The organism is Achromobacter sp. CF-sbj1-Ac2-l, assembly GCF_052698165.1.
In genome coordinates this window covers 2,506,610-2,528,397 of the sequence record NZ_CP199855.1, presented here as the reverse complement: position 1 = coordinate 2,528,397, position 21,788 = coordinate 2,506,610, and the positions used below count along the sequence as shown (strand labels likewise).

General features: G+C 67.9%; 23 protein-coding genes. 17 read left to right on the top strand and 6 right to left on the bottom strand.

Annotation, left to right across the window (positions count from 1 at the left end; genetic code table 11):
* The first annotated feature begins 9 nt into the window (after positions 1-9).
* Positions 10-906: an oxidoreductase gene (locus tag ACUDCK_RS11550; protein WP_175142471.1), complete on the top strand. Its 897-nt coding sequence runs from the start codon at positions 10-12 to the stop codon at positions 904-906.
* Positions 907-1,171: 265 nt separating this feature from the next.
* Here the strand turns inward: ACUDCK_RS11550 and purF are convergent, their stop codons facing one another.
* From purF to folC, 4 genes are read right to left on the bottom strand one after another with little or no spacing between them, the layout of a single operon-like run.
* Entirely contained in the window at positions 1,172-2,692 is a 1,521-nt protein-coding gene (gene purF / locus ACUDCK_RS11545; protein ID WP_175167449.1) for an amidophosphoribosyltransferase, read from the bottom strand.
* 30 nt (positions 2,693-2,722) lie between these two features.
* On the bottom strand, positions 2,723-3,211 hold the full coding sequence (locus ACUDCK_RS11540) for a CvpA family protein (RefSeq protein ID WP_006385208.1): 489 nt from the start codon (positions 3,209-3,211) through the stop codon (positions 2,723-2,725).
* Positions 3,211-4,038: an SPOR domain-containing protein gene (locus ACUDCK_RS11535; RefSeq protein ID WP_175167450.1), complete on the bottom strand. Its 828-nt coding sequence runs from the start codon at positions 4,036-4,038 to the stop codon at positions 3,211-3,213. Before ACUDCK_RS11535 ends, ACUDCK_RS11540 begins: the two co-directional genes overlap by 1 nt.
* Positions 4,039-4,059: 21 nt before the next feature.
* Complete coding sequence (gene folC / locus ACUDCK_RS11530; protein ID WP_054502828.1) at positions 4,060-5,370, bottom strand: bifunctional tetrahydrofolate synthase/dihydrofolate synthase; 1,311 nt, start codon at positions 5,368-5,370, stop codon at positions 4,060-4,062.
* Positions 5,371-5,534: 164 nt separating this feature from the next.
* On the opposite strand from folC, the gene ACUDCK_RS11525 reads away from it, so the two are divergent.
* From ACUDCK_RS11525 to ACUDCK_RS11510, 4 genes are all read left to right on the top strand, one after another.
* A complete protein-coding gene (locus ACUDCK_RS11525; protein WP_054502829.1) occupies positions 5,535-5,951 on the top strand; it encodes a cupin domain-containing protein in 417 nt (138 codons plus the stop codon).
* Between the two features lie 78 nt (positions 5,952-6,029).
* A complete protein-coding gene (locus ACUDCK_RS11520; protein ID WP_175167451.1) occupies positions 6,030-7,001 on the top strand; it encodes a Bug family tripartite tricarboxylate transporter substrate binding protein in 972 nt (323 codons plus the stop codon).
* Positions 6,998-8,230 carry a CaiB/BaiF CoA transferase family protein gene (locus ACUDCK_RS11515; protein WP_175167452.1) on the top strand — a complete coding sequence of 411 codons (1,233 nt, stop codon included), beginning with the start codon at positions 6,998-7,000 and terminating at the stop codon, positions 8,228-8,230. Before ACUDCK_RS11520 ends, ACUDCK_RS11515 begins: the two co-directional genes overlap by 4 nt.
* Positions 8,230-9,396: an acyl-CoA dehydrogenase family protein gene (locus ACUDCK_RS11510; protein WP_175167453.1), complete on the top strand. Its 1,167-nt coding sequence runs from the start codon at positions 8,230-8,232 to the stop codon at positions 9,394-9,396. Before ACUDCK_RS11515 ends, ACUDCK_RS11510 begins: the two co-directional genes overlap by 1 nt.
* Positions 9,397-9,475: 79 nt before the next feature.
* On the opposite strand, the gene ACUDCK_RS11505 is transcribed toward ACUDCK_RS11510, so the two are convergent.
* Positions 9,476-10,213, bottom strand: a complete 738-nt coding sequence (locus tag ACUDCK_RS11505; RefSeq protein WP_054502833.1) for an IclR family transcriptional regulator — start codon at positions 10,211-10,213, stop codon at positions 9,476-9,478.
* A gap of 143 nt (positions 10,214-10,356) precedes the next feature.
* Here ACUDCK_RS11505 and ACUDCK_RS11500 point away from each other — a divergent pair, with 143 nt between their 5' ends.
* The 7 genes from ACUDCK_RS11500 to ACUDCK_RS11470 all read left to right on the top strand — a co-directional run bounded on the left by ACUDCK_RS11500 (position 10,357) and on the right by ACUDCK_RS11470 (position 15,608).
* Positions 10,357-10,734 carry a flagellar protein FlaG gene (locus tag ACUDCK_RS11500; RefSeq protein ID WP_054502834.1) on the top strand — a complete coding sequence of 126 codons (378 nt, stop codon included), beginning with the start codon at positions 10,357-10,359 and terminating at the stop codon, positions 10,732-10,734.
* Positions 10,735-10,877: 143 nt separating this feature from the next.
* Positions 10,878-12,266, top strand: coding sequence for a flagellar filament capping protein FliD (gene fliD, locus ACUDCK_RS11495; RefSeq protein ID WP_054502835.1), 1,389 nt, complete (start codon positions 10,878-10,880; stop codon positions 12,264-12,266).
* Between the two features lie 18 nt (positions 12,267-12,284).
* The gene (gene fliS, locus ACUDCK_RS11490) at positions 12,285-12,713 is read left to right on the top strand and encodes a flagellar export chaperone FliS (RefSeq protein ID WP_054502836.1); all 429 of its coding nucleotides are present in this window, start codon (positions 12,285-12,287) and stop codon (positions 12,711-12,713) included.
* Between the two features lie 47 nt (positions 12,714-12,760).
* On the top strand, positions 12,761-13,114 hold the full coding sequence (locus tag ACUDCK_RS11485) for a flagellar protein FliT (protein WP_035360316.1): 354 nt from the start codon (positions 12,761-12,763) through the stop codon (positions 13,112-13,114).
* Entirely contained in the window at positions 13,111-14,472 is a 1,362-nt protein-coding gene (fliK, locus tag ACUDCK_RS11480) for a flagellar hook-length control protein FliK (RefSeq protein WP_175167454.1), read from the top strand. Before ACUDCK_RS11485 ends, fliK begins: the two co-directional genes overlap by 4 nt.
* The gene (locus ACUDCK_RS11475; protein WP_054502838.1) at positions 14,472-14,786 is read left to right on the top strand and encodes an EscU/YscU/HrcU family type III secretion system export apparatus switch protein; all 315 of its coding nucleotides are present in this window, start codon (positions 14,472-14,474) and stop codon (positions 14,784-14,786) included. The genes fliK and ACUDCK_RS11475 overlap by 1 nt, the downstream gene beginning before the upstream one ends.
* 24 nt (positions 14,787-14,810) lie before the next feature.
* Positions 14,811-15,608, top strand: a complete 798-nt coding sequence (locus ACUDCK_RS11470; protein ID WP_054502839.1) for a flagellar brake protein — start codon at positions 14,811-14,813, stop codon at positions 15,606-15,608.
* A gap of 176 nt (positions 15,609-15,784) precedes the next feature.
* Here ACUDCK_RS11470 and fliE read toward each other — a convergent pair whose 3' ends face one another.
* Positions 15,785-16,117, bottom strand: coding sequence for a flagellar hook-basal body complex protein FliE (gene fliE / locus ACUDCK_RS11465; RefSeq protein ID WP_035360311.1), 333 nt, complete (start codon positions 16,115-16,117; stop codon positions 15,785-15,787).
* 347 nt (positions 16,118-16,464) lie between these two features.
* Between fliE and fliF the strand changes: the two genes are divergently transcribed.
* The 5 genes from fliF to fliJ are packed head-to-tail and all read left to right on the top strand — an operon-like array spanning position 16,465 to position 21,788.
* Positions 16,465-18,138 carry a flagellar basal-body MS-ring/collar protein FliF gene (gene fliF / locus ACUDCK_RS11460; protein WP_054502840.1) on the top strand — a complete coding sequence of 558 codons (1,674 nt, stop codon included), beginning with the start codon at positions 16,465-16,467 and terminating at the stop codon, positions 18,136-18,138.
* Positions 18,128-19,138, top strand: a complete 1,011-nt coding sequence (fliG, locus tag ACUDCK_RS11455; RefSeq protein WP_054502841.1) for a flagellar motor switch protein FliG — start codon at positions 18,128-18,130, stop codon at positions 19,136-19,138. Before fliF ends, fliG begins: the two co-directional genes overlap by 11 nt.
* Positions 19,131-19,874 (top strand): flagellar assembly protein FliH, encoded by a 744-nt coding sequence (gene fliH / locus ACUDCK_RS11450; protein ID WP_064523621.1) that lies wholly within the window; start codon positions 19,131-19,133, stop codon positions 19,872-19,874. The genes fliG and fliH overlap by 8 nt, the downstream gene beginning before the upstream one ends.
* Positions 19,871-21,346 carry a flagellar protein export ATPase FliI gene (fliI, locus tag ACUDCK_RS11445; protein WP_054502843.1) on the top strand — a complete coding sequence of 492 codons (1,476 nt, stop codon included), beginning with the start codon at positions 19,871-19,873 and terminating at the stop codon, positions 21,344-21,346. The genes fliH and fliI overlap by 4 nt, the downstream gene beginning before the upstream one ends.
* Positions 21,339-21,788, top strand: a complete 450-nt coding sequence (fliJ, locus tag ACUDCK_RS11440) for a flagellar export protein FliJ (RefSeq protein WP_054502844.1) — start codon at positions 21,339-21,341, stop codon at positions 21,786-21,788. Before fliI ends, fliJ begins: the two co-directional genes overlap by 8 nt.

The following is a 21,788-nucleotide window of genomic DNA, read 5'->3' as shown; positions in this document are numbered from 1 at the left end:
TCCGCGTTCATGAACACTGAAATCAACACTGCTGTCGCCATCGTGGGACCCGGTGCGATCGGCACCACGGTCGCGGCGATGCTGCATGAGATCGACTGCACGCCCTTGCTGTGTGGACGGACTCCCCGCGATCACCTGACGCTGCTGGAAGACGGCCGCACCATCAGCGTCCCCGGCCCGGTTCGCACGAGCCCGAAGCAGATCACTCGCCCGGCTGATCTTGTGTTTCTGGCAGTCAAGGCCACGCAGATCGAGGCGGCCGCAGACTGGCTTGCCGCGCTGGTCGGGCCGCAAACCGTGGTGTGCGTCTTGCAGAACGGTATCGAACAGGTGGAGAGGGTTCGCTCACACGTGCCAAGCGGGCACATCGTTCCCGCTGTCGTGTGGTTTCCGGCCCAGGCGCAATCCGATGGCTCGGTCCGCCTGCGCGGCGAGGCACGCCTGACTCTGCCAGACACGGCTGCCGCGCGTGTCGTGGCGCGGGCACTGCAAGGCACGCGGTGCGCCGTGGACTTGGCGGAAAACTTCAGCGCGCTCGCCTGGCGCAAGCTGTTGCAGAACGCGGTGGCGGGCCTCATGGCGCTCACGCATCGTCGCTCGGGCATGTTCAGCCGCGCCGACATTGCCGGGCTGGCGTTGACCTATTTACGCGAATGCCTGGCCGTGGCACGCGCAGAGGGCATTGAACTCGGCGAGGACGTATCGCAAGAGATCCTCGGCAAATTCCAGTTGGCCCCTGCCGACATGGGCACCTCCATCCTCACTGACCGGGAAGCAGGCCGGCCACTGGAATGGGATATCCGCAACGGCATCATCGCGCGTCGCGGCCGGGTTCATGGCGTTCCGACGCCGATCAGCGACATCCTGGTGCCGCTGCTCGCGGCCGCGAGCGACGGCCCAGGCTGACATTACCGCCCATGCTCTCGCTATCGCTCGGTTTCCTCCTCGCTCTTGGCGCAGGCGTCTTCTTTGCCCGGCATGGCGATCGCCTCTCTGTTCGGCAGTATCGAACGAGTGATCCCCTCGCGGCATGAAATTTGTTGGCGACCGGTGCCTGCCTGCCCGCTGACCGGCGTTTTCTCAGCCGCGTCAGGCGCGCGATGACAGCGTCATCGTGAAACAAAAAAAAGCCGCTCCCCGGGGAGCGGCTTTGGCATGGAGCGCGTCGAACTCAGGCGTCGTTGGCGGCATAGCCCATGTTGAACTGCAGGCCGCTGGCGCCTTCGCCGTCGCCCGACTCCGCGCGCGACTGACCCAGGCGAGCCAGGTATTCCGCGGTGATGTCGCCGGTGATGTACTCGCCATCGAAGCACGACGCCTCGAAGCGCGAGAGCTTCGGGTTGAGGTCGCGCACCGCATGCTGCATGTCGTGCAGGTCCTGGTAGACCAGGCTGTCGGCGCCGATCGCGCGGGCGATTTCCTCGTCGCTGCGGCCGGTGGCGATCAGTTCGCTCTGCGTCGGCATGTCGATGCCGTAGACGTTGGGGAAGCGCACCGGAGGCGCGGCCGAGGCGAAGTACACCTTGTTGGCGCCGGCGGCGCGCGCCATGTCGACGATCTCGCGGCTGGTGGTGCCGCGTACGATGGAGTCGTCCACCAGCAGCACGTTCTTGCCCTTGAACTCCATGCCGATGGCATTGAGCTTCTGGCGCACCGATTTACGGCGCACGGCCTGGCCGGGCATGATGAAGGTGCGGCCGACGTAGCGGTTCTTGATCAGGCCTTCGCGGTAGTCCAGGTTCAGGCGCGCGGCCAGTTGCATGGCGGCCGGACGCGAGGAATCGGGGATCGGCATGACCACGTCGATGTCGCCCAGGCGCATGTTGCGCGCGACCTTGTCGGCCAGGTACTCGCCCATGCGCAGGCGCGCGTCGTACACCGACACGCCGTCGATCAGCGAATCGGGACGGGCGAAGTAGACGTATTCGAAGATGCAGGGCACCAGTTGCGGATTGTCGGCGCACTGGCGGCTGACGAAGCGGCCGTCCAGGTCGACGAACACCGCTTCGCCCGGCTCGACGTCGCGCACGAAGGCGAAACCGCTGCCTTCCAGCGCCACGGATTCCGAGGCCACCATCCACTCGACGCCTTCGTCGGTTTCCTGGCGGCCGATGCACAGCGGACGGATGCCGTTGGGATCGCGGAACGCCAGCAGGCCGTAACCGGAAATCTGCGCCACCACGGCGTAGGCGCCACGCACGCGCTTGTGCACGGCGGCAACGGCGCGGAACATGGCGTCGTCATCGAGCGAGACGCCGCTGGCGGCCGATTGCAGCTCGTGGGCCAGCACGTTCAGCAGCACTTCCGAGTCGGAATTGGTGTTGATGTGGCGGCGGTCGACGCGGTAGAGCGACTCACGCAGCTCGCGCCAGTTGGTCAGGTTGCCGTTGTGGGCGAACATGATGCCGAACGGGGCGTTGACGTAGAACGGTTGGGCCTCTTCCTCGCTGGCGCTGGAGCCGGCGGTGGGATAACGCACCTGGCCCACGCCCGAGGTGCCCGGCAGGGCACGCATGTTGCGCGTGCGGAATACGTCGCGCACCAGGCCGTGCGCCTTGTACATATTGAACTGGTTGCCTTGCGACGTCGCGATGCCCGCGGCATCCTGCCCGCGATGCTGCAACAGCAGCAAGCTGTCATAGAGCAGCTGGTTGACCGGCCCGCGCCCGATGACCCCTACGATTCCACACATGGTGAGATTTCCTGGTTGATGTGAAGCTAATCAATACGGCAGCCATGTCGCCAGGGACGGCGGCAGCCACGTCTTGATATGTTTGATGGCCTCGATGGCCGAATGCGAAAACATGGCGTCCTGCCACCACGGCTCCTGCGGCAACGGCGTATAGCCGGCGGCGGCGACCAGCGCCAGCACGATGAGCAGCCCCCGGGCCAGTCCGAACATGCCGCCCAGGCCGTGATCGGCCGGGCTCAGCCCGGTGCTGCGGATCAAGGCGGCAAGCGTCATGTTGACCAACCCCACGCCGAGCAGCACGATAATGAAGACCACCGCGTACGAGACACCCATGCGCAGCAGCGTTGTTTCGATATAGGGCTCCAGCCAGGTATAGACCGTGGGCCCCCACCAGATCGCGGCCACGAAGGCCAGCAGATACGCGACCAGCGACAGCACTTCCTTGAGCAGGCCGCGCACCAGGCCCAGCACACCCGATACCACCAGGATGGCCAGCACGACGAAGTCGAAGCCGGTCACTACTGGGCGGCGATGAAACCGTTGTCATAGCCCAGGGTGCGCAACCGCGCCTGGGCCGCCTGGGCCGCCTCGCGCGAGGGGAACGGCCCCACCCGCAGACGGTACTGCTGCTTGCCCCCGATGGAAGCCTGCTCGACGAACGCGTTGGTGACGCCCGCCTGATGCAGCTTGCTGCGCCGCGACTGGGCGTCCTCGGACGTCGTGTAGGCGGCGATCTGCAGCACGAAATTGCCCTTGGCGGCCTGCGGCTTGGGCGCCGACGTCGCGGCGGGCGCGGAACGGCCTTCGAGCAACGCCAGGGCGCGGGCGCCGTCGTCCGAGCGGGTCTCGGGCTTGGGCGTGGCCGGCTTCGGCTCGGGCTTGGGTTCGGGCTTGGGCGGCGGGGTGCGCGGCGGCGTGGCGGCGGGCGGGGTCGTGGCGGGCGGCGTCGTGACCGGCGGCGGCGTCGTGGTGGACGGCGTCGCGGCCTGCGGCGCGGCGGCTTGCGGCGAGGTCACAGGCGGCGGCGTCGCGACACCGGACGACTCGCCAGGCGTGGCGCCTTGCGTCGGCGCGGCGGGCGCGGTCGCCTGCGGCTCGCTCACCTGCGGCTGGAATGGCGTGGTGCGTTCCGGCACCTTGATGGGGATGTTGTCGGCCACGGGCGTCGGCTGGGAATCCAGCACCATCGGCAGGACGATGACGGCCGCCAGCACCAATGCGATGGCGCCCGCGAGCCGGCGACGGGCGCGCCCGCGCAACTCGGCCGCCTGAACCTCGCTCGGCACGGCCGCTCGCTTGGAGGGTTGCGCCTGGTCGGCAGGATCCTTGCGTTTGAAAAAACCCATGTTTGCCTATGCCGCTCTTGCCTACGCCTTGCGACCCAGAGACTGCAAAACCGAGGCCACGGTGAGAAATGATCCGAACACCACGATTCTATCATTCTCCCCTGCCCGTTCGCGCGCCGCGGCAAAGGCCTGGGCGGGATCGGCGTAGGCCGAGACGCCCGGCGCCTCAGCCCCGGCGGGCGCGGCTGGCAGGCCGGCCGCCACCCGTTCGGCCAGGTGTTCGCCGGAGCCGCCGCGCGGTCCCGGCAGGCCGGCGCAGAACCAGTGGTCGATGCGCGTGCCGATCTTGGCCAGCACACCCGCCAGGTCCTTGTCATTGAGCATGCCGAACACCGCATAGGTATACGGATGGAAACCCATGTTATCCAGGTTCTGGGCCAGCACCGCGGCCGCATGCGGGTTGTGCGCCACGTCCAGGATCACCGTGGGTTGGCCCGGCAGGATCTGGAAACGGCCGGGCAGCGAGGCCTGCAACAGGCCCTGGCGCACCGCCTGCTGCGGCACCGGCAGGCGGTCGCGCACCGATTCCAGCGCGGCCAGGGCCGCCGACGCGTTCAGCAACTGGTTGGCGCCGCGCAGCGCGGGATAGGCCAGCGCGCTGCGGCGCTGTTCGCGGCCGCCATAGGCCCACTGCTGACGGTCGCCGGAATAGTTGTAGTCGCGGCTGAACAGCCACAGGTCGGCGCCGATCTGCTCGACGTAATCAAGCAGCGACTGCGGCGGCACCGGATCGGCACAGATGGCCGGCCGGCCGGCGCGGTAGATATGGGCCTTTTCGAAACCGATCTTCTCGCGCGTGTCGCCCAGGTACTCGATGTGGTCCAGGTCGACGCTGGTGACGATGGCACAGTCGGCATCGATGATGTTGACGGCGTCCAGGCGGCCGCCCAGGCCGACTTCCAGCACCACCGCGTCCAGCCGCGATTGCGAGAACAGGCGCAGGATGGCCAGCGTGGTGAATTCGAAGTACGTCAGGGACGTCTCGCCGCGCGCGGCCTCGACCGCGATGAACTGCTCGATCAGGGCCTCGTCCGAGGCGATCTGCCCATTGACGCGCGCGCGCTCGTTGAAATCGATGAGGTGCGGCGAGGTGTATAGCCCGACCTTGTAACCCGCGGCCAGCAGGATCGACTCCAGCATCGCGCAGGTCGAGCCCTTGCCATTGGTCCCGCCCACCACGAACTTCACGCCCGGCAGTTCCAGGTTCATCCGGGCAGCCACTTCCCGCACGCGCTCCAGGCCCATGTCGATCGCGGTGGCGTGGATCGATTCCAGGTACTGCAGCCAATCGGACAGGGTGGCGCCGGCGGCGGGCTTGAGTGCGGAAGACATGAGGCGGGATCGCAAAGGTGAACAGCCCATGATTTTAGCAGCGCATGCCCGGTGTTTTCCCTAATCCCCCGGGGACGCCGCGGGATCGCCGGGAAAACCCGCTTGCCGATGTTTTTCTCATACGTGAAAATGAATTCACATATGAAAACTAACAAGGATGAGACATGACGCAGCGCAAAACCCCCGCCTGGCTGGTCCGCGAGGCCGAGGTGCCCGGCTACCACCCGGCCAACCATACCGGCACCCTCAACCGCCGCCTGATCGGCCCCGACACGGTGGGCTCGCGCGGCGTGGAAGTGCTGCTGGGCGTGATCGACAAAGGCCAGGGCGCGCTGCCGCACGCCCACCCGGGCATCGAGCAGGTCTGTTACCTGCTGTCGGGCAGCGCCCGCGCGCAGGTCGGGGACGAATGGGCCGACATGGGCCCGGGCGACTGCTGCTATTTCCCGCCGGACATTCCGCACGTATTCACCGTGACCAGCGACGAGCCCGCGCGGCTGCTGGTGATCTACACGCCGCCTTACGAGGAATCCCCGGACCGCGTGATCCGCGGTTTCCCCGCATCGACCGCTGGCGCCTGAAGGCGCCACGGAGACCGGCCCATCCCGGGCAGCGGCCGCAGAAGCCGCGCCCGCTTCGCATCCCCCTGGAGACAAACCATGCGACTACTACGCCTGCTGGGCGCCACCCTGGTCGGCGGCGCCATCGCCCTGGCCCTGCCAGCGGCACACGCCGCGGACTATCCGAACAAACCCATCACCCTGATCGTGCCGTTCCCCGCCGGCTCCGGCACCGATGCGGTCGGCCGCATCTTTGGCGCCGAACTGTCGACCATCCTGGGCCAGCAGATCGTGGTGGAGAACAAGCCCGGCGCCAACGCCACCATCGCCGCCAGCTACGTGGCGCGCGCCAGGCCGGACGGCTACACGCTGTTCGTGACCACCAATACCTCGCATTCGGCCGCCCCCTGGCTGATGAAGAACATCCCCTACGATCCGGTCAAGGATTTCACCCCCATCGCGCGCGGCGGCAACCTGCCCTTCATCCTCGTCGTCAATCCCAAGCGGCCGTGGAAGACCGTGGCCGACCTGGTCGCCGACGCGCGCCAGCACCCCGGCCGCATCACCTACGCCAGCGGCAACAGCACCGGCATCGTCGCCGGCGCCACCCTGGCCAACCGCGCCAAGATCGACATCCTGCACGTGCCCTATAAAGGCACGCCGCAGGGCCTGACCGACGTAGTCGGCGGCCAGGTCGATTTCATGTTCACCGACCTGGCGTCCGGCCTGCCGTTCGTGCAGTCGGGCCAGTTGCGGGCGCTGGCGGTGTCCACCGCCGAGCGCAGCGCGATCGTGCCGGACCTGCCTTCCATGGCCGAGTCGGGCGTGCCGGACTTCGACCTGAATTCGTGGAACGGCTACTTCGGCCCGGCCGGGATGCCGCCCGAGGTGGTGGCCAAGCTCAACGACGCCATCAAGCAGGTGGTGGCCAAGCCAGACGTGCGCAAGCGCCTGGCGGGCCTGGGCTTTGACGCGTTTTCCAGTTCGCCCGAGGCCTTCGGCCGGTTCGTCGGCGAGCAACGCGACCTGTGGGGCAAACTGATCCGCGACGCGGGGATCGAGCAGCAATGACAATGTCCGCCGCCGCATCCCCGCAGGCCGCCGGCCCCCTGTCCGGCGTACGCATCCTGGACCTCAGTTCGGTTGTGATGGGTCCTTACGCCACCCAGGTGCTGGCCGACCTGGGCGCCGACGTCATCAAGGTCGAGTCGCCCGCCGGCGACAACATGCGGGCCGTCGGCCCGATGCGCAACCCGGGCATGGGCCACCTGTACCTGCACCTGAACCGCAACAAGCGCTCGGTGGTGCTGGACCTGAAGACGCCGGAAGGCCGCGAGGCCTGCCTGCGCTTGGCCGAGACCTGCGACGCCCTGCTCTACAACATCCGCCCCCAGGCCATGACGCGCCTGGGCCTGTCGTACGAGGCGGTGGCGGCGCGCAACCCGCGCATCGTCTACCTGGGCGCCTACGGCTTCGGCGAGGCCGGCCCCTACGCCGGCCGGCCCGCCTACGATGACCTGATCCAGGGCCAGACCGGCATCGCCGCGCTGGCGGCGCAGCAGAGCGGCGACGTGCCGCGCTACGCGCCGCTGACGCTGGCCGACCGCGCCGTGGGCCTGCATGTGGGCATCGCGCTGGTGTCGGCGGTGCTGCACGCCCGCGCCAGCGGCCAGGGCCAGCAGGTCGAGATCCCGATGTTCGAGGGCATGGCGCACCTGGTGCTGGGCGACCACCTGGGCGGCGCCACCTTCGAACCGCCGCTCGGCCCCACCGGCTACGCCCGGTTGCTGGCGCCGCACCGCCGGCCCTACGCCACCGCCGACGGCTACATCTGCCTGCTGATCTACAACGACAAGCACTGGCGCAACTTCTTCGCGCTGATCGGCCAGCCGGAACTGGCGCAGGATCCGCGTTTTCACACCCACGGCGCCCGCGCCGCCCATATCGACGAGGTCTACGCCTTCGTCGCCGACGTGATCCGCACCCGCGCCAGCCAGGACTGGCTGCGCGAGCTGGCGGACGCCGACATCCCCGCATCGCAGCTCTACACGGTCGACGACCTGCTGCAGGACGAGCACCTGGCCGCCACCGGCTTCGTGCAGGACCACCAGCACCCGACCGAGGGCCGCCTGCGCACCCCCGCCCCCCTCGGCCGCTACCAGGGCACGCCGACCGCCATCCGGCGCCCGGCGCCGACGCTGGGCCAGCACAGCCGCGAAGTGCTGGCCGAGGCCGGCTACGACCCCGCCGGCATCGACGCGCTCTTTGCCAATCGCATCACCCAGGATGGAACCGACTGATGGACTTTGCATTCACCCCCGATCAATTGGCGCTGCGCGACGCAGTATCCCGCATCTGCGCCCGCTATCCCGACGAATACTGGCTGGAACGCGACCGTGAAGGCGGCTTCCCTGAACCCCTGCACGCCGACCTGGCGCGCGACGGCTGGCTCGGCATCGCCATGCCGCCGGAGCATGGCGGCGCCGGCCTGGGCATGACCGAGGCCGCGCTGATGATGCAGACCATCGCCGCCTCGGGCGCGGGCTTCACCGGCGCGTCGGCCGTGCACATGAACATCTTCGGCCTCAATCCCGTGGTCGTGTTCGGCAACGACGAGCAGCGCGCCCGCTGGCTGCCGCCGCTGATCGCCGGTCAACAGAAGGCCTGCTTCGCCGTCACCGAGCCCGACGCCGGCCTGGACACCACCAAGCTCGGCACCCGCGCCGTGCGCCAGGGCGACGAGTACGTGGTGCATGGCCGCAAGATCTGGATCTCGACCGCCCAGGTGGCCGACAAGATGCTGCTGCTGGCGCGTACCACCCCGCTGTCCAAGGTGGCCAAGCCGACGCAGGGCCTGTCGCTGTTCTACACCGACCTGGACCGCGGCAAGGTCGAGGTGCGTGAAATCGAGAAGATGGGCCGCAAGGCGGTGGACTCGAACATGCTGTTCATCGACGGCCTGCGGATCCCGCTGGCGGACCGCATCGGTGAGGAAGGCCGCGGCTTCGAATACATCCTGCATGGCCTGAACCCGGAACGCATCCTGATCGCGGCCGAGGCGGTCGGCATCGGCCGCGCCGCCCTGGAGCGCGCGGTGCGCTACGCCGGCGAGCGCCATGTATTCGGCCGGCCGATCGGCCAGAACCAGGGCATCCAGCACCCGCTGGCGCAGGCCTGGATGCAGTTGGAGGCGGCCGACCTGATGGTGTTCAAGGCCGCCAGCCTGTATGACGCCGGCCAGCCCTGCGGCCCCAGCGCCAACGCCGCCAAGTATCTGGCGGCCGAGGCCGGCTACAACGCCTGCCAGACCGCGGTAATGACGCTGGGCGGCATGGGCTACGCCAAGGAATATCACGTGGAACGCCTGCTGCGCGAGAGCTTCATCCCGCGCATCGCGCCGGTCAGCCCGCAACTGATCATGTGCTTTATCGCGGAAAAGGTGCTGGGCCTGCCCAAGTCCTATTGAGGCCCCTGCCGGCCGGCGCGCACGCCGGACGCGCCGGCCGCCCGGGCCACGCGCCTTGCGCGCCGCCCCCGGCGCCCTCTCAGGACTGCTGTTCCAGCCCGGTGCACGCCGCCCGCAGGATGCGGGCGTATTCCTCCTGGCACGGCTCGATCCGGTAGATGGGGCCGCCCACGGAGATGGCATAGTGCTCGCCCGAGAGCGTCACCGGCCAGGCGATGGCGCCGACGTCGGGAATCGACTCGCCGCTGTTCATGAACCAGCCGCGCTGGCGCGACAGCGTCAGATCCTGCAGCACCGCTTCGCGCGTAACCAGCGTGCGCTCGTTGTAGCGCGTCAAGGGGCCGCTGCCGAGCAGCGCGTCACGGGCCGGCTCATCCATCAGGGACATGAGCGCCTTGCCCAGCGAATTGGCGTGTACGTCCTTGAACTCGCCGGCAACCGGCGCGTATCGGATCGTGTGCGGCGAATCCAGCACGTCCAGGTAGACCACCCGGCCGTCCTGCGTCAACTTGGCGAATACGACGGTTTCCCGGGTTGCATCCCTTAATTCAACCAGGCTCGGATAGACCCTGTCCAGCACCGGGTCGGCGCGGGCGATGCGTTGCGCCATCGCCAACAGGCGCCCGGTTGGGTAGTAGCCCTGGCGGCGGCCGGTTTCGTAGAGATAGCCCAAGCCGGTCAGGGTGCGGATCAGGGCCAGGCAGCTTGATACCGGCACGTCCAGCAGCCGGGCCAGTTCCGACAGGGGCAGTGCGCGCTTTTCCCGGGCATAGGTTTCGATGATTTCGATGACTCGCAACGCCGTCTTGACACTCATTGCCCGATCCCAACTTGTTAGCACATGAAACAGCCCGCTGTGACGAGGGCTAAAGTTCCCTGCGGCGCTGCCGTAATCGTAGCTGAGAATTCCCTGAAAACAGCGCGTTCCTCCGAGACGCCCGCACCGCCGCTGGAGTGATCATGGCCGTAACCCCCTTAGCCCCCGCTACGTTCGCACCGGCGCCGGTCGCGGCCGTGCCAGTCGTCGCAGATCCATCCGTCACCGTCGCCCCGCCCGCCGCCAGCACCAATGGCAGCGGCACCGATTCCGCGACGTCGGAGCAGTCGAATTCGCAGAAGCTGCCGCTCGACAAGGCGCTGGACGAAATCAACGAGCAGATGAAGGCCTGGTCGACCCAGTTGCAGTTCGAGGTCGACCCGGACGTGCACCAGGTGGTGGTATCGGTGGTGGACGCCAAGTCCGGGGACGTCATTCGTACCATCCCCAGCGAAGCTGTGCTCAAGATCGCCAAAATGATCGTGAACATGCAGGGAAATGGCATCAAGACCTCGGCTTGACATGAATTCCCGTACTTTCTTCTGTGCCCGTTTTGGCGCCAATCGATGATGGAATCATCGAATTAGGCCCGCCTTATGCCCTTACCCGGCCAATCGCCGGCACCCTATTTTTGACAGAATCGCATCGCTAGGAAGGATTTCACATGGCCTCTATCACTAACCTCGGTTCAGTTTCCGGCTTGCCCCTGGAAAAGATCCTGTCGGACCTGCAGGCCGCCGAGGACAAGAAGCTCTCGATCTACACCACCCGCGCCTCCAGCTACAAGACTCGCATCGACGCCTACGCGCAGCTGCAAAGCTCGCTGGAAGCCCTGCAGAAGTCGGCTGCGGTACTGGGCAAGACCGAGACGATGGCTGCCATCAAGGGCAGCGTCACCGGCGGCACCGCCTTGACGGCCACTGTGGCCGCCGAGGGCGCCGTCGCGGGCCAATACGTCATCGAAGTGAACAACCTGGCGCGCGCCCAGAGCCTGCAATCGGGCGCCGTGGCCGACCGCACCGCCAAGCACGGCGACACCGGCTCGTTCGAAATCGAGCTGGCCGACGGTACCAAGCGCACCATCGACCTCAAGGGCGACACCTCGCTCAACGGCATCGTCAAGGCCATCAACGCCGACGACAAGTCCGGCCTGCGCGCCACCGTCATCAACGACGGCAGTGGCAACAACTACCTGATGCTGACGGCCAAGGACACCGGCGTCCAGGCCTCGGTCAAGAACATCACCGTCACCGGCGACCAGTCGCTCAAGGACATCCTGTCCTTCAGCACCGCCGCCGACGGCACCACCACCGGCATGGCCAACACCAAGGCCGAAGACGCCCAGCTCACCATCAACGGCCTGGCCGTCAAGAGCGGTTCGAACAACGTGGCCAACGTCATCGACGGCGTCACGCTGAACCTGACCGACAAGACCGAGGCCGGCAAGCCGATCACGCTGAAGCTCGAATCCGATACGTCGGTCGCCAACAAGGCCATCCAGGACTTCGTCAAGACCTACAACGCGCTGCAGACGACCATCAAGAACCTGACGGCCTTCGACGCCAAGGCGGCCACCAACCAGCCGCTGACCGGAGACGGCACCACGCGTTCGATCCAGTCTTCGGTGACCGGCGCGCTGCAGGCCGTGCTGGGCTCGGGCACTGTCCGCTCTCTGGCCGACCTGGGCATCACCACCGATCCGCAGACGCGCCAGCTCAAGCTCGACCAGACCAAGCTGGACAAGGCACTGAGCGGCAGCCCGGCCGACGTCACCAAGCTGCTGACCGGCGACAACGGCCTGGCCAAGAATTTCGAAAAGGCGTTCAAGGACGTGTTGGGCAGCACCGGTTCGCTCAAGACGCGCACCGACGGCCTGACCAAGTCGATGAGCGATCTGGACGCCCAGCAAAAGCGGGCCAAGGCCGCCAGCGATGCCGAGATCGACCAGATGCGTACCCGCTTCGTGGCGCTGGACAAGTTCTACATGCAAATGCAGACCACCGCCAACTACCTGACCCAACAATTTGCGGCGATGAACAAATCGAGCAAATAACCTGTAGAAGATGCATTAATGACTTACGCCGCCCGCCGCCCCACAGGGTCCCAATCCGTCCGCTCCTACGCCGATATCGGCCTGGAAACCCAGGTGCTGGGCGCGAGTCCCGAGCGGCTGATCACCCTGCTGTACATGGGTGCCCGGGCGGCGATCGGGCAGGCACGCATCCACCTGCAGGAAGGCCGGGTCGCCGAGCGCGGCGCGGCCATCTCGAAAGCGATCAAGATCGTCGATGAAGGCTTGAAGACCGGGTTGAACATGGAGGCCGGCGGCGAGATCGCCGCCAACCTCGCCCGGCTCTACGATTACATCGTCCGCACCTTGCTGACGGCAAATCTGAAAGCGAACGCCGAGCAACTCGATATCGCCGACCGCCTGCTGGCGGATCTGGCCGAGGCTTGGCAGACTTCCGTCGACCGACCGGCTGGCCTCACCCAGCCCTGATGGCCAAAAACACAAATCCAGCCAGCCATCGAACGCCCGAGATTTCCATGACGTCCCTTACCCAGTACTCATCCCCTATTCTGGAACACTACCAGGAGATCGCCCTCATCACGGGCGAGATGTTGACGGCCGCCCAGGCCGGCGACTGGGATACGGCGATGGCCCACGGGCAGCAATACTGCGAGCTGGTCGAACGCCTGCGGATCGCGGAGCCGACCGCGCCGCTGGACGAAGCCGGCCGCGCCATGAAGTACGACCTGCTGGTGCGCATCCTCGAAAACGACGCGCTCACGCGGGACCTGGCGCTCCCGCAACTGGCCCGGCTGGGCGAACTGCTGGGCCGCATGAAGCGCCAGCAGACGCTGTTGTCGGCCTACGGCTACCAGGCGCCTGAAGCATGAGCGTAGGTCCCGCGGCACTCGGCAACGTCCTAGTGCAGCGGTTGGACGCCGTGCTTGGCACGACGATGTCCGCCGCCAGCGCCAACCAGGTGTCGGGCGCGCGGCCGGATGCGGTCAGCCAGCCCGGCAACCTGGACAAGCCCGGCTCGGCCGACGGCTCCAATCGCGACCCGCGACAAGGCATCCAGACCGGCGGCGCCCGCGGCGACCGCCCGCCCACCGTCCTGGACGCCAAGACCGCCGCCGCGCTGGCGCTGGCCGCCCGCGGCCTGGTCACCAGTAGCGACACCACGGCCTCGGCCCCCACCACGCTGGGCACGACCGCGCGCGCGATCCTGGCGTTGCTGGCCCAGTATCCCGACGCGGCGCCGCCGGTGCAGGGCCGCGCTCCCTTGTGGTCGGCCAACGCGCCGGCCCAGCCTGGCACCGACCAGGCCGCCGCACAGCCGGCGCAACCCGGACAACCCCAGCCCCCCGCCACCGGCGCGGCGGCTCCCGCCACGACCCCGGCCACCAGCGCGGCCGCGGCCCTGGCCACCGCCGCGGCAGCCACCGCCGCGGCAGTCAGCGCCGACCTCGAAGCCGATACCCCGCTCGGCGCCAAGCCCGGCCGCCCTGGCGGCGCGGCCGACGCCTCCGGCGGCGCCAAGGGCGCCGACGCCACGGCCCACGCCAGCCTGGCGGCGGCCGGACCGTCCGCCCGCGCGCTGGGCCAGGCGCTGCGCGCGGCGCTGCAGACCAGCGGCCTGTTCTACGAATCGCACCTGACCGACATGGTCTTCGGCCGCAGCAATCCGGCCCAATTGCAGCAGGAGCCGCAAGCCAAGCTCACGCGCAGCGGCGTTCCCAGCGAAGCCGACCTGGCCCGGCCGCGCGCCGACAGCGCCGGCACCTCCGCCAACCGCGCGGGCGGCGAGGCGCCGACGACGGGCGGCGGCGCCCACACCCCCGCGCCCGGCACGCCGGTCAGCGGCATCCACCAGGATCTCACCGTGCTGGTGCGCCAGCAGCTCGACGTGCTGGCCAACCAGGCATTGACCTGGCAAGGCGAAGCCTGGCCCGGCGCCCCCATGGAGTGGGAAGTCGAACGCGAGCCCTACGGCGGCGACCCGGAATCCGGCGTGCCCACCTGGGCGACCCGCCTGAAGCTGGACCTGCCCCGCCTGGGCCTGGTGGACGCGCGCCTGAACCTGGCCGGCGATCAGATCGTGCTGCAATTGGTCGCCCCCCATGGCGCGGCCGAACTCAATGAGTCCTCGGACCAACTGCGTTCGCGCCTGCTGGCCGCCGGCCTCACGCTCAGCCACCTGGTGGTGAACGTGGTCGATCCGCGTCCCGTCATGCCCACGGATTTCTGATGCGCACCGCCCCGCCTCCCGACCAGGGTCCCAACGCCAACCGCAACGCCGCGGTCGCGCTCTCGTATGACGACAAGGACGCCGCTCCCCGCGTCGTGGCCAAGGGTTACGGCCAGTTGGCCGACACTATCGTGCGCGCCGCCGAGGAAAACGGACTCTATGTCCACGAGTCGCGCGAACTCGTCGGCCTGCTGATGCAAGTGGACCTGGATGCGCATATTCCTCCCCAACTCTACGTAGCGGTGGCAGAATTGCTGGCCTGGCTGTACCGCCTCGAATCGCGCGAGCTTCCCGACGCCGCGCCGCCAGCCTGACCCCTATTTTCCAAGGACATCACTGTGTTGGATGCCAGCGATCCGGAATTCCTGCTCACGCGGCCGGAAGACATGCGCGCCGCCCTCTTCGAACTGACGCACCCGGACAGCCATATCCTGGTGCGCGACGCCGCCGATCGCGAGATGGCGGTACTGGTGCTGGGCGCCGACAAGCAGACCCGCCAGTTCTTCTGGCGCCCGCGCGACTACGCCGGGGCCGACTTCGAACAGTCCGACAGCATGGGCCTGCTGAGCGGCACGACCTTCCATTTCCACGCCACCGCCTACGGCGGCGTGCAGATCCGCTTCCGCGTCGAGCGCCCCGAAGTCATCCATTTCGATGACGGCAGCGCCGCCTTGATGTCGCCCTTCCCCGAACACCTTGCCCGCATCCAGCGCCGCAAGATGTTCCGCGCCTCGCTGATCAGCAACGCCAACCGCTGCCAGGCGTCGTGGCAACCCGACCCGGCCGAGAAGCCGATCAGTTTCTCGGTGCGCGATCTGTCGGTGGACGGCGTCGGCCTGCGGGTGGAACTGGCGGTGCAGGCCCTGCCGGAACGCGGCTCGGTGCTGGAGGACGTGCGACTGGACTTCGGCGACCTGGGCAAGCTCAACGCGCACCTCGAAGTGCGCAATGTGTACCCGATTTCGGGCCAACCCATGGTCCAGTCCGATAACCCCGACGAGCCGGCGCCGCCCCATGTGTCGCTGACCGGCGAACCGCCCATGAGCCACCTGGGCGCGGTGTTCCTGAACCTGGACGCGCGGCAGGAAAACTGGCTGCAACAGGTCGTCTGGCGCCTGGAAAAAAACGCAAGGTAGTGTTGCCCCCACGCGGCGCGTGTTGTGAGCCCCCACGCGGCGCACGCTACGCGTGCTTGCTGCCCCCCCGAGGGGGCTGCCCCGCCTACGGGCGGCCGGGCGGCGGGGCGGACGTTCTGGCCTAGATTGGGTTATGTTCTAGCCGAGGCAGGGCCGTTCTGGCCCTGCCTGCGCCGTTACACGGCCATCGACGAGATTTCCTTGTAGGCCGCGACCAGCTTGTTGCGGACCTGGACGGCCGTCTGGAAGCCGATGCTGGCTTTTTGCAGGTCGATCATCACGTCGTTGAGCGAGACGTCGGGCGCGCCCATTTCGAATGCCTTGGCCTGCGCCGTGGCGGCATTCTGCGCGCCGGTGACGCGGCGGATGGAGCGTTGCAGCTCGGCGGCAAAGCCGTCGGGCTGGGCCACCGCCTCGCCGGCGGCGAGGTTGCCGGTTTCGGCCTTGGTGACGGCCACGCGCATCTGCTGGAGCATGCTCTCGATGCCGGACAAGCCTGATACAGCCATTACGTTATTCCTTGCAGGTGGGGCGTGGACTACGCCAACAATGCACGCAGCGTAACCCGGCAACCCCGGCGTCATAGCGACTAAAAGCCGCCAAAACACCCGATATTTCCCCGAATGCGCCGCCCCCGCCGGCGCGCGCCGCCACCCCGCCCGCCCCACCGCCACGGTCGCTTGTCTACATAGGGGATAAGTAACGCCAAAAAACCGCTGTTTTCGACGATTGGGTTTGCTAACGCAGCAGCAATAATCCAGGCTCTCCCCAGACCAGAAGCACGTTGCATGTGTAATCTGCCCTACCCGAACATGAAGTCCTTTTCCCTGCTCCGCGAAGCCAGCGGGAGCCGCCAATGAATCAGCAGGCTACCCTGAGCGCGTCGCTTCTGGCGAAGTTTCCCGTGTTGGAAAAGATCCGCGCCCTGCCCAAGCCGGTCCTGCTGGGCGCGGCAGCCGCGGTGGTCGCGCTCATCGTCGCCGTGGCGATGTGGAGCAGCGAGCCCAAGTACAAGGTGCTGTTCTCGAATCTGGACGACCGCGATGGCGGCGCCATCGTGACGGCCCTGGGCACCATGAACGTGCCCTACAAGTACAACGACACCGGCACCGCCCTGCTGGTGCCGGCCGACCGCGTCTACGACGCCCGCCTGCAACTGGCGTCCCAGGGCCTGCCGCGCGGCGGCTCGGTCGGCTTCGAGCTGATGGACAATGCCCGCTTCGGCGCCAGCCAGTTCGCCGAGCAGATCAATTACCAGCGTGGCCTGGAAGGCGAGCTGGCGCGCTCGATCGAATCCATGCACACCGTGCAGCACGCCCGCGTGCACCTGGCCATGCCGCGCCAGTCGCTGTTCGTGCGTGAACGCCAGCCGCCCACCGCCTCGGTGCTGCTGAACGTCTACCCCGGCCGCAGCCTCAGCGACGCCCAGGTCTCGGCCATTTCGTGGCTGGTCGCCTCCAGCGTGCCGGAACTGACCGCCGAGAACGTCTCGGTCGTCGACCAGAACGGACGCCTGCTGTCCTCGCCGCTGGGCGAAGGCCGCGGCATGGATGCCGACCAGATGCGCATGGTCCGCGAAACCGAACAGCGCACCGTCGAACGCATCCTGACCATCCTCAATCCGCTGGTCGGCCCGGGCAACGTGCACGCCCAGGCCAGCGCCGAAATGGACTTCGCCCGCCGCGAGGAAACGTCCGAGGTTTACCGTCCCAACCAGGAACCCGGCCAGGCCGCCATCCGCAGCCAGCAGACCAGCGATCAGAACCAACGCGGCATCAATCCCGCCCAGGGCGTGCCCGGCGCACTGTCCAACCAGCCCCCGGGCAACGCCCAGGCTCCCATCGCCAATCCGCCGCAAACCCAGCCGCCGCGCCCGGGCCAGCCGCAGCAGCAAGGCCAGCAACAACAGCAGCAACAGACGGCCACCGGCGCCCAGAACGCCGGCGGCACCATCAACGATCGCCGCGACGCCACCACCAACTACGAAGTCGACCGCACCATCAGCCACATCAAGCAACCGGTCGGCACCGTCAAACGCCTTTCGGTCGCCGTGGTGGTGAACTACGTGCGCGACAAGGATGGCGACCTCAAGGCCCTGCCGCCCGAGGAACTGAGCAAACTGACGAACCTTGTGCGCGAGGCGATGGGTTACTCGGAAAGCCGCGGCGATTCGCTGAACCTGGTCAACAGTCAGTTCAACGACGGTCCGCCGGCCCTGCCGATGTGGCGCGATCCGGAAATGATCTCGCTGTTCAAGACCATCCTGGCATGGCTGGTCGGTGGCGTCCTGGCCCTGTGGCTGTACCGCAAGGTGCGCCGTTCGGTGGGCGACTACCTGTACCCGCCGGTCGATCCGGAAGTGGCCGAGGCCGAGCGCATCGAAGCCCAGCGCGAGGCCCAGGACCTGGCCCGCGCCAAGGAAACCGACCGTTACCAGGACAACCTGGAACGCGCCCGCACGATGGCGAACAAGGATCCGCGCGCCGTCGCGATGGTCCTGCGCACCTGGATGACCAAAGATGAAAAATGATTCCAAGCCGATGGACGGCATGACGCGCAGCGCCGTCCTGATGATGTCGCTGGGTGAAGATGCTGCCGCCGAGGTCTTCAAATACCTCTCCGCCCGCGAAGTCCAGCAGGTCGGCGCCGCCATGGCCAGCCTCAAGCAGGTCACCCGCAACGACGTCGCCGTGGTGCTGGAGGAATTCCGCCAGGAAGCCGACCAGTTCATGGCCGTCACGCTGGGTTCGGACGACTACATCCGCACCGTGCTGACCAAGGCGCTGGGCAGCGACCGCGCCGCCGGCCTGATCGAGGACATCCTGGAAGCCGGCGAAGGCGGCAGCGGCATCGACGCCCTGAACTGGCTCGATCCGCACACCGTGGCCGAGCTGATCGGCGACGAGCACCCGCAGATCATCGCCACCATCCTGGTGCACCTGGAGCGCGACCGCGCCGCCGGCGTGCTGGCGCTGCTGACCGACCGCCTGCGCAACGACGTCATGCTGCGCATCGCCACCTTCGGCGGCGTGCAGCCCGCGGCGCTGTCGGAACTGACCGAAGTGCTCAATTCGGTGCTGGCCGGCCAGGGCGCCAAGCGCAGCAAGATGGGCGGCGTGCGCACCGCGGCCGAGATTCTCAACATGATGAATTCGGCCGAGGAGGAAACCGTGGTCGCCAGCCTGCGCGAACGCGACAGCGACCTGGCGCAGAAGATCATCGACGAGATGTTCGTGTTCGACAACCTGCTCGACGTCGAGGATCGCGCCATCCAGCTCATCCTCAAGGAAATCGACAACGACACCCTCATGGTCGCGCTCAAGGGCGCCCAGGAAGAGCTGCGCGCCAAGTTCCTGCGCAACATGTCCAGCCGCGCCGCAGAAATGCTGCGCGAAGACCTGGAAGCGCAAGGCCCGATCCGCATGTCGAAGGTCGAGACCGAGCAGAAGAAGATCCTGCAGATCGCCCGCCGCCTGGCCGAGAGCGGCCAGATCGTGCTGGGCAACTCCGGAGACGACGCGTATGTCTGAAGCGGATACCGGCCAGTCGACGCTCATCTCGCGCAGTGCCGCCTGGCGGCGCTGGCAGATGCTGTCGTTCGACGAGCCGCCGCCCGTCGAAGTCGAACCCGAGCCCGAACCCGATCCGGGCCCCGACCCGGAAGTGGTGATGGCCCAGCTGCGCGCCCAGGCCATCGCCGAGGGCCGCGAGGAAGGCTACGCGCAGGGTCATGCCGCCGGCCTGGAAGCGGGCCGCGCCGAAGGCCATGAAGCGGGCCTGGCGGCCGGTCGCGAAGCCGGCTATGCCGAAGGCCTGGCCCAGGCGCGCGAACAAGGCGCCCAGGAAGCGCAGCAGTTGCACGCGCTGATGCAGGCCTGCGCCGAGTCGGTCGGCTCGCTGGAAGAAAAGATGGGCCAGAGCCTGCTGACGCTGGCGCTGGACATCGCCCAGCAGGTCGTGCGCACCACCCTGGCCGAGCAGCCCGACACCGTGGCCAGCGCCGTCCGCGAAGTGCTGCACATCAACCCCACCGCCGGCGGCCAGATGCGCCTGTGGGCCAACCCCGCCGACATCGAGCTGATCCGCCTGCACCTGGCCGACGAACTCAAGGAAGGCCACTGGCGCGTGCTGGCCGACGAATCCATCGCCCGCGGCGGCTGCCGCGCCGAGACGCCGTTCGGCGACATCGACGCCACTTTGCAGACCCGCTGGCGCCGCGTCGCGGCCTCGCTGGGCCGCAACGTCCACTGGGAGGATCCGGCGTGAGCGCCAATCCGGCCCCCGCGCAGCCCGGCCAACCGGCCGTGCCCGTGATCGACCGCTGGCAGACCCAACTGCAGATCGGCTCGATCCGCGCCGCGTCGACCGACCCCTGGCTGGTCAGCGGCAAGATCACGCGCGCCACGGGCCTGGTGCTGCACGCCACGGGGCTGCGCCTGCCGGTGGGCGCCGCCGCCCGTATCGAGATCGCCCGCGGCCACGACCACTGGGCCGACGCCGAAGTGGTCGGTTTCGACGGCCACACCCTGTACCTGATGCCGCAGGCCGACATTTCCGGCCTGCCGCCCGGCGCCCGCGTGGTGCCCGGCGAACCGCCCGTGCAGCGCCAGATCCCGCTGCCGCGCAAGGCCGAACTCAATGGCAACGCCAAGCCCCAGTTGGGCCGCCACTTGCCGGTGGGCAACGCCCTGCTGGGCCGTGTGCTGGACGGCGCCGGCCGGCCGCTGGACGGCCTCGGTCCGCTGACCGGCGCCGAACTGGCGCCGCTATCGGCGCAGCCGATCAACCCGCTGTCGCGCGCCCCGATCGACACCGTGCTCGATACCGGCGTGCGCGCCATCAATGGCCTGCTCACCGTCGGCCGCGGCCAGCGCATGGGCCTGTTCGCCGGCTCCGGCGTCGGCAAGAGCGTGCTGCTGGGCATGATGGCCCGCTATACCAAGGCCGACATCATCGTGGTCGGCCTGATCGGCGAGCGGGGCCGCGAAGTCAAGGAATTCATCGAGCACAACCTGGGCCCGGAAGGCCTGGCGCGTTCGGTGGTGGTGGCCGCCCCGGCCGACGTCTCGGCACTGTTGCGCCTTCAGGGCGCGGCCTATGCCACGCGCCTGGCGGAACACTTCCGCGACCAGGGCCTGGACGTGCTGCTGATCATGGACTCGCTCACCCGCTACGCCATGGCACAGCGCGAAATCGCGCTGGCCATCGGCGAGCCGCCCGCCACCAAGGGCTATCCGCCATCCGTGTTCGCCAAGCTGCCGACCCTGGTCGAACGCGCCGGCATGGGCGCGCCCGGCCCCAGCGGCAAGGCCGGCTCGATCACCGCGTTCTACACCGTGCTGGCGGAAGGCGACGACCAGCAGGATCCGATCGCCGACTCGGCCCGCGCCATCCTGGACGGCCACGTGGTGCTGTCGCGCCATCTGGCCGAAGCCGGCCACTACCCCGCCATCGACATCGAGGCCTCCATTTCGCGCGCCATGACCTCGCTGATCACGCCGCAGCAGTTCTCGGTGGTGCGCCGTTTCAAGCAGACGCTATCGCGCTACCAGCGCAACCGCGACCTGATCGCCGTGGGCGCCTACGCCGCCGGCAACGACCCGCAACTGGACGACGCCATCGCCCGCTACCCGCGCCTCGAAGCGTTCCTGCAACAGGATATCGGCGAGAACGTCGGCTACGAGGACGCGGTGGAACAGTTGCGCGCCAGCTTTGAATTGAGGGACACCTATGCCTAGCCAATTGCCCCTGGACATGCTGATCAACCTGGCCAAGGAGAGCACGGACGAAGCCGCCCGCCTGCTTGGCCGCCTCAGCACCGAGCGCACCAATGCCGAACGCCAGCTCGGCATGCTGCAGGACTATCGCCAGGACTACCTGGAACGCCTGCAGCAAGCCATGACCACCGGCATGTCCGCCAGCGATTGCCACAACTACCAGCGCTTCATCGGCACGCTGGACGACGCCATCAGCCAGCAGCAAGGCGTGCTGCGCCAGGCCGACGATAACCTGGCCAAGGGCCGGCTCTACTGGCAGCAGGAAAAGCGCAAGCTCAACTCGTACGACGCCCTGGCGCAGCGCGAATTGCGCGCCCAGGCCGTGGTCGAATCCCGCCGCGAACAGCGCGCCAACGACGAATACTCCGCCCGCCTGGTCCAGCGCCGGGCCGGGATGCATTAA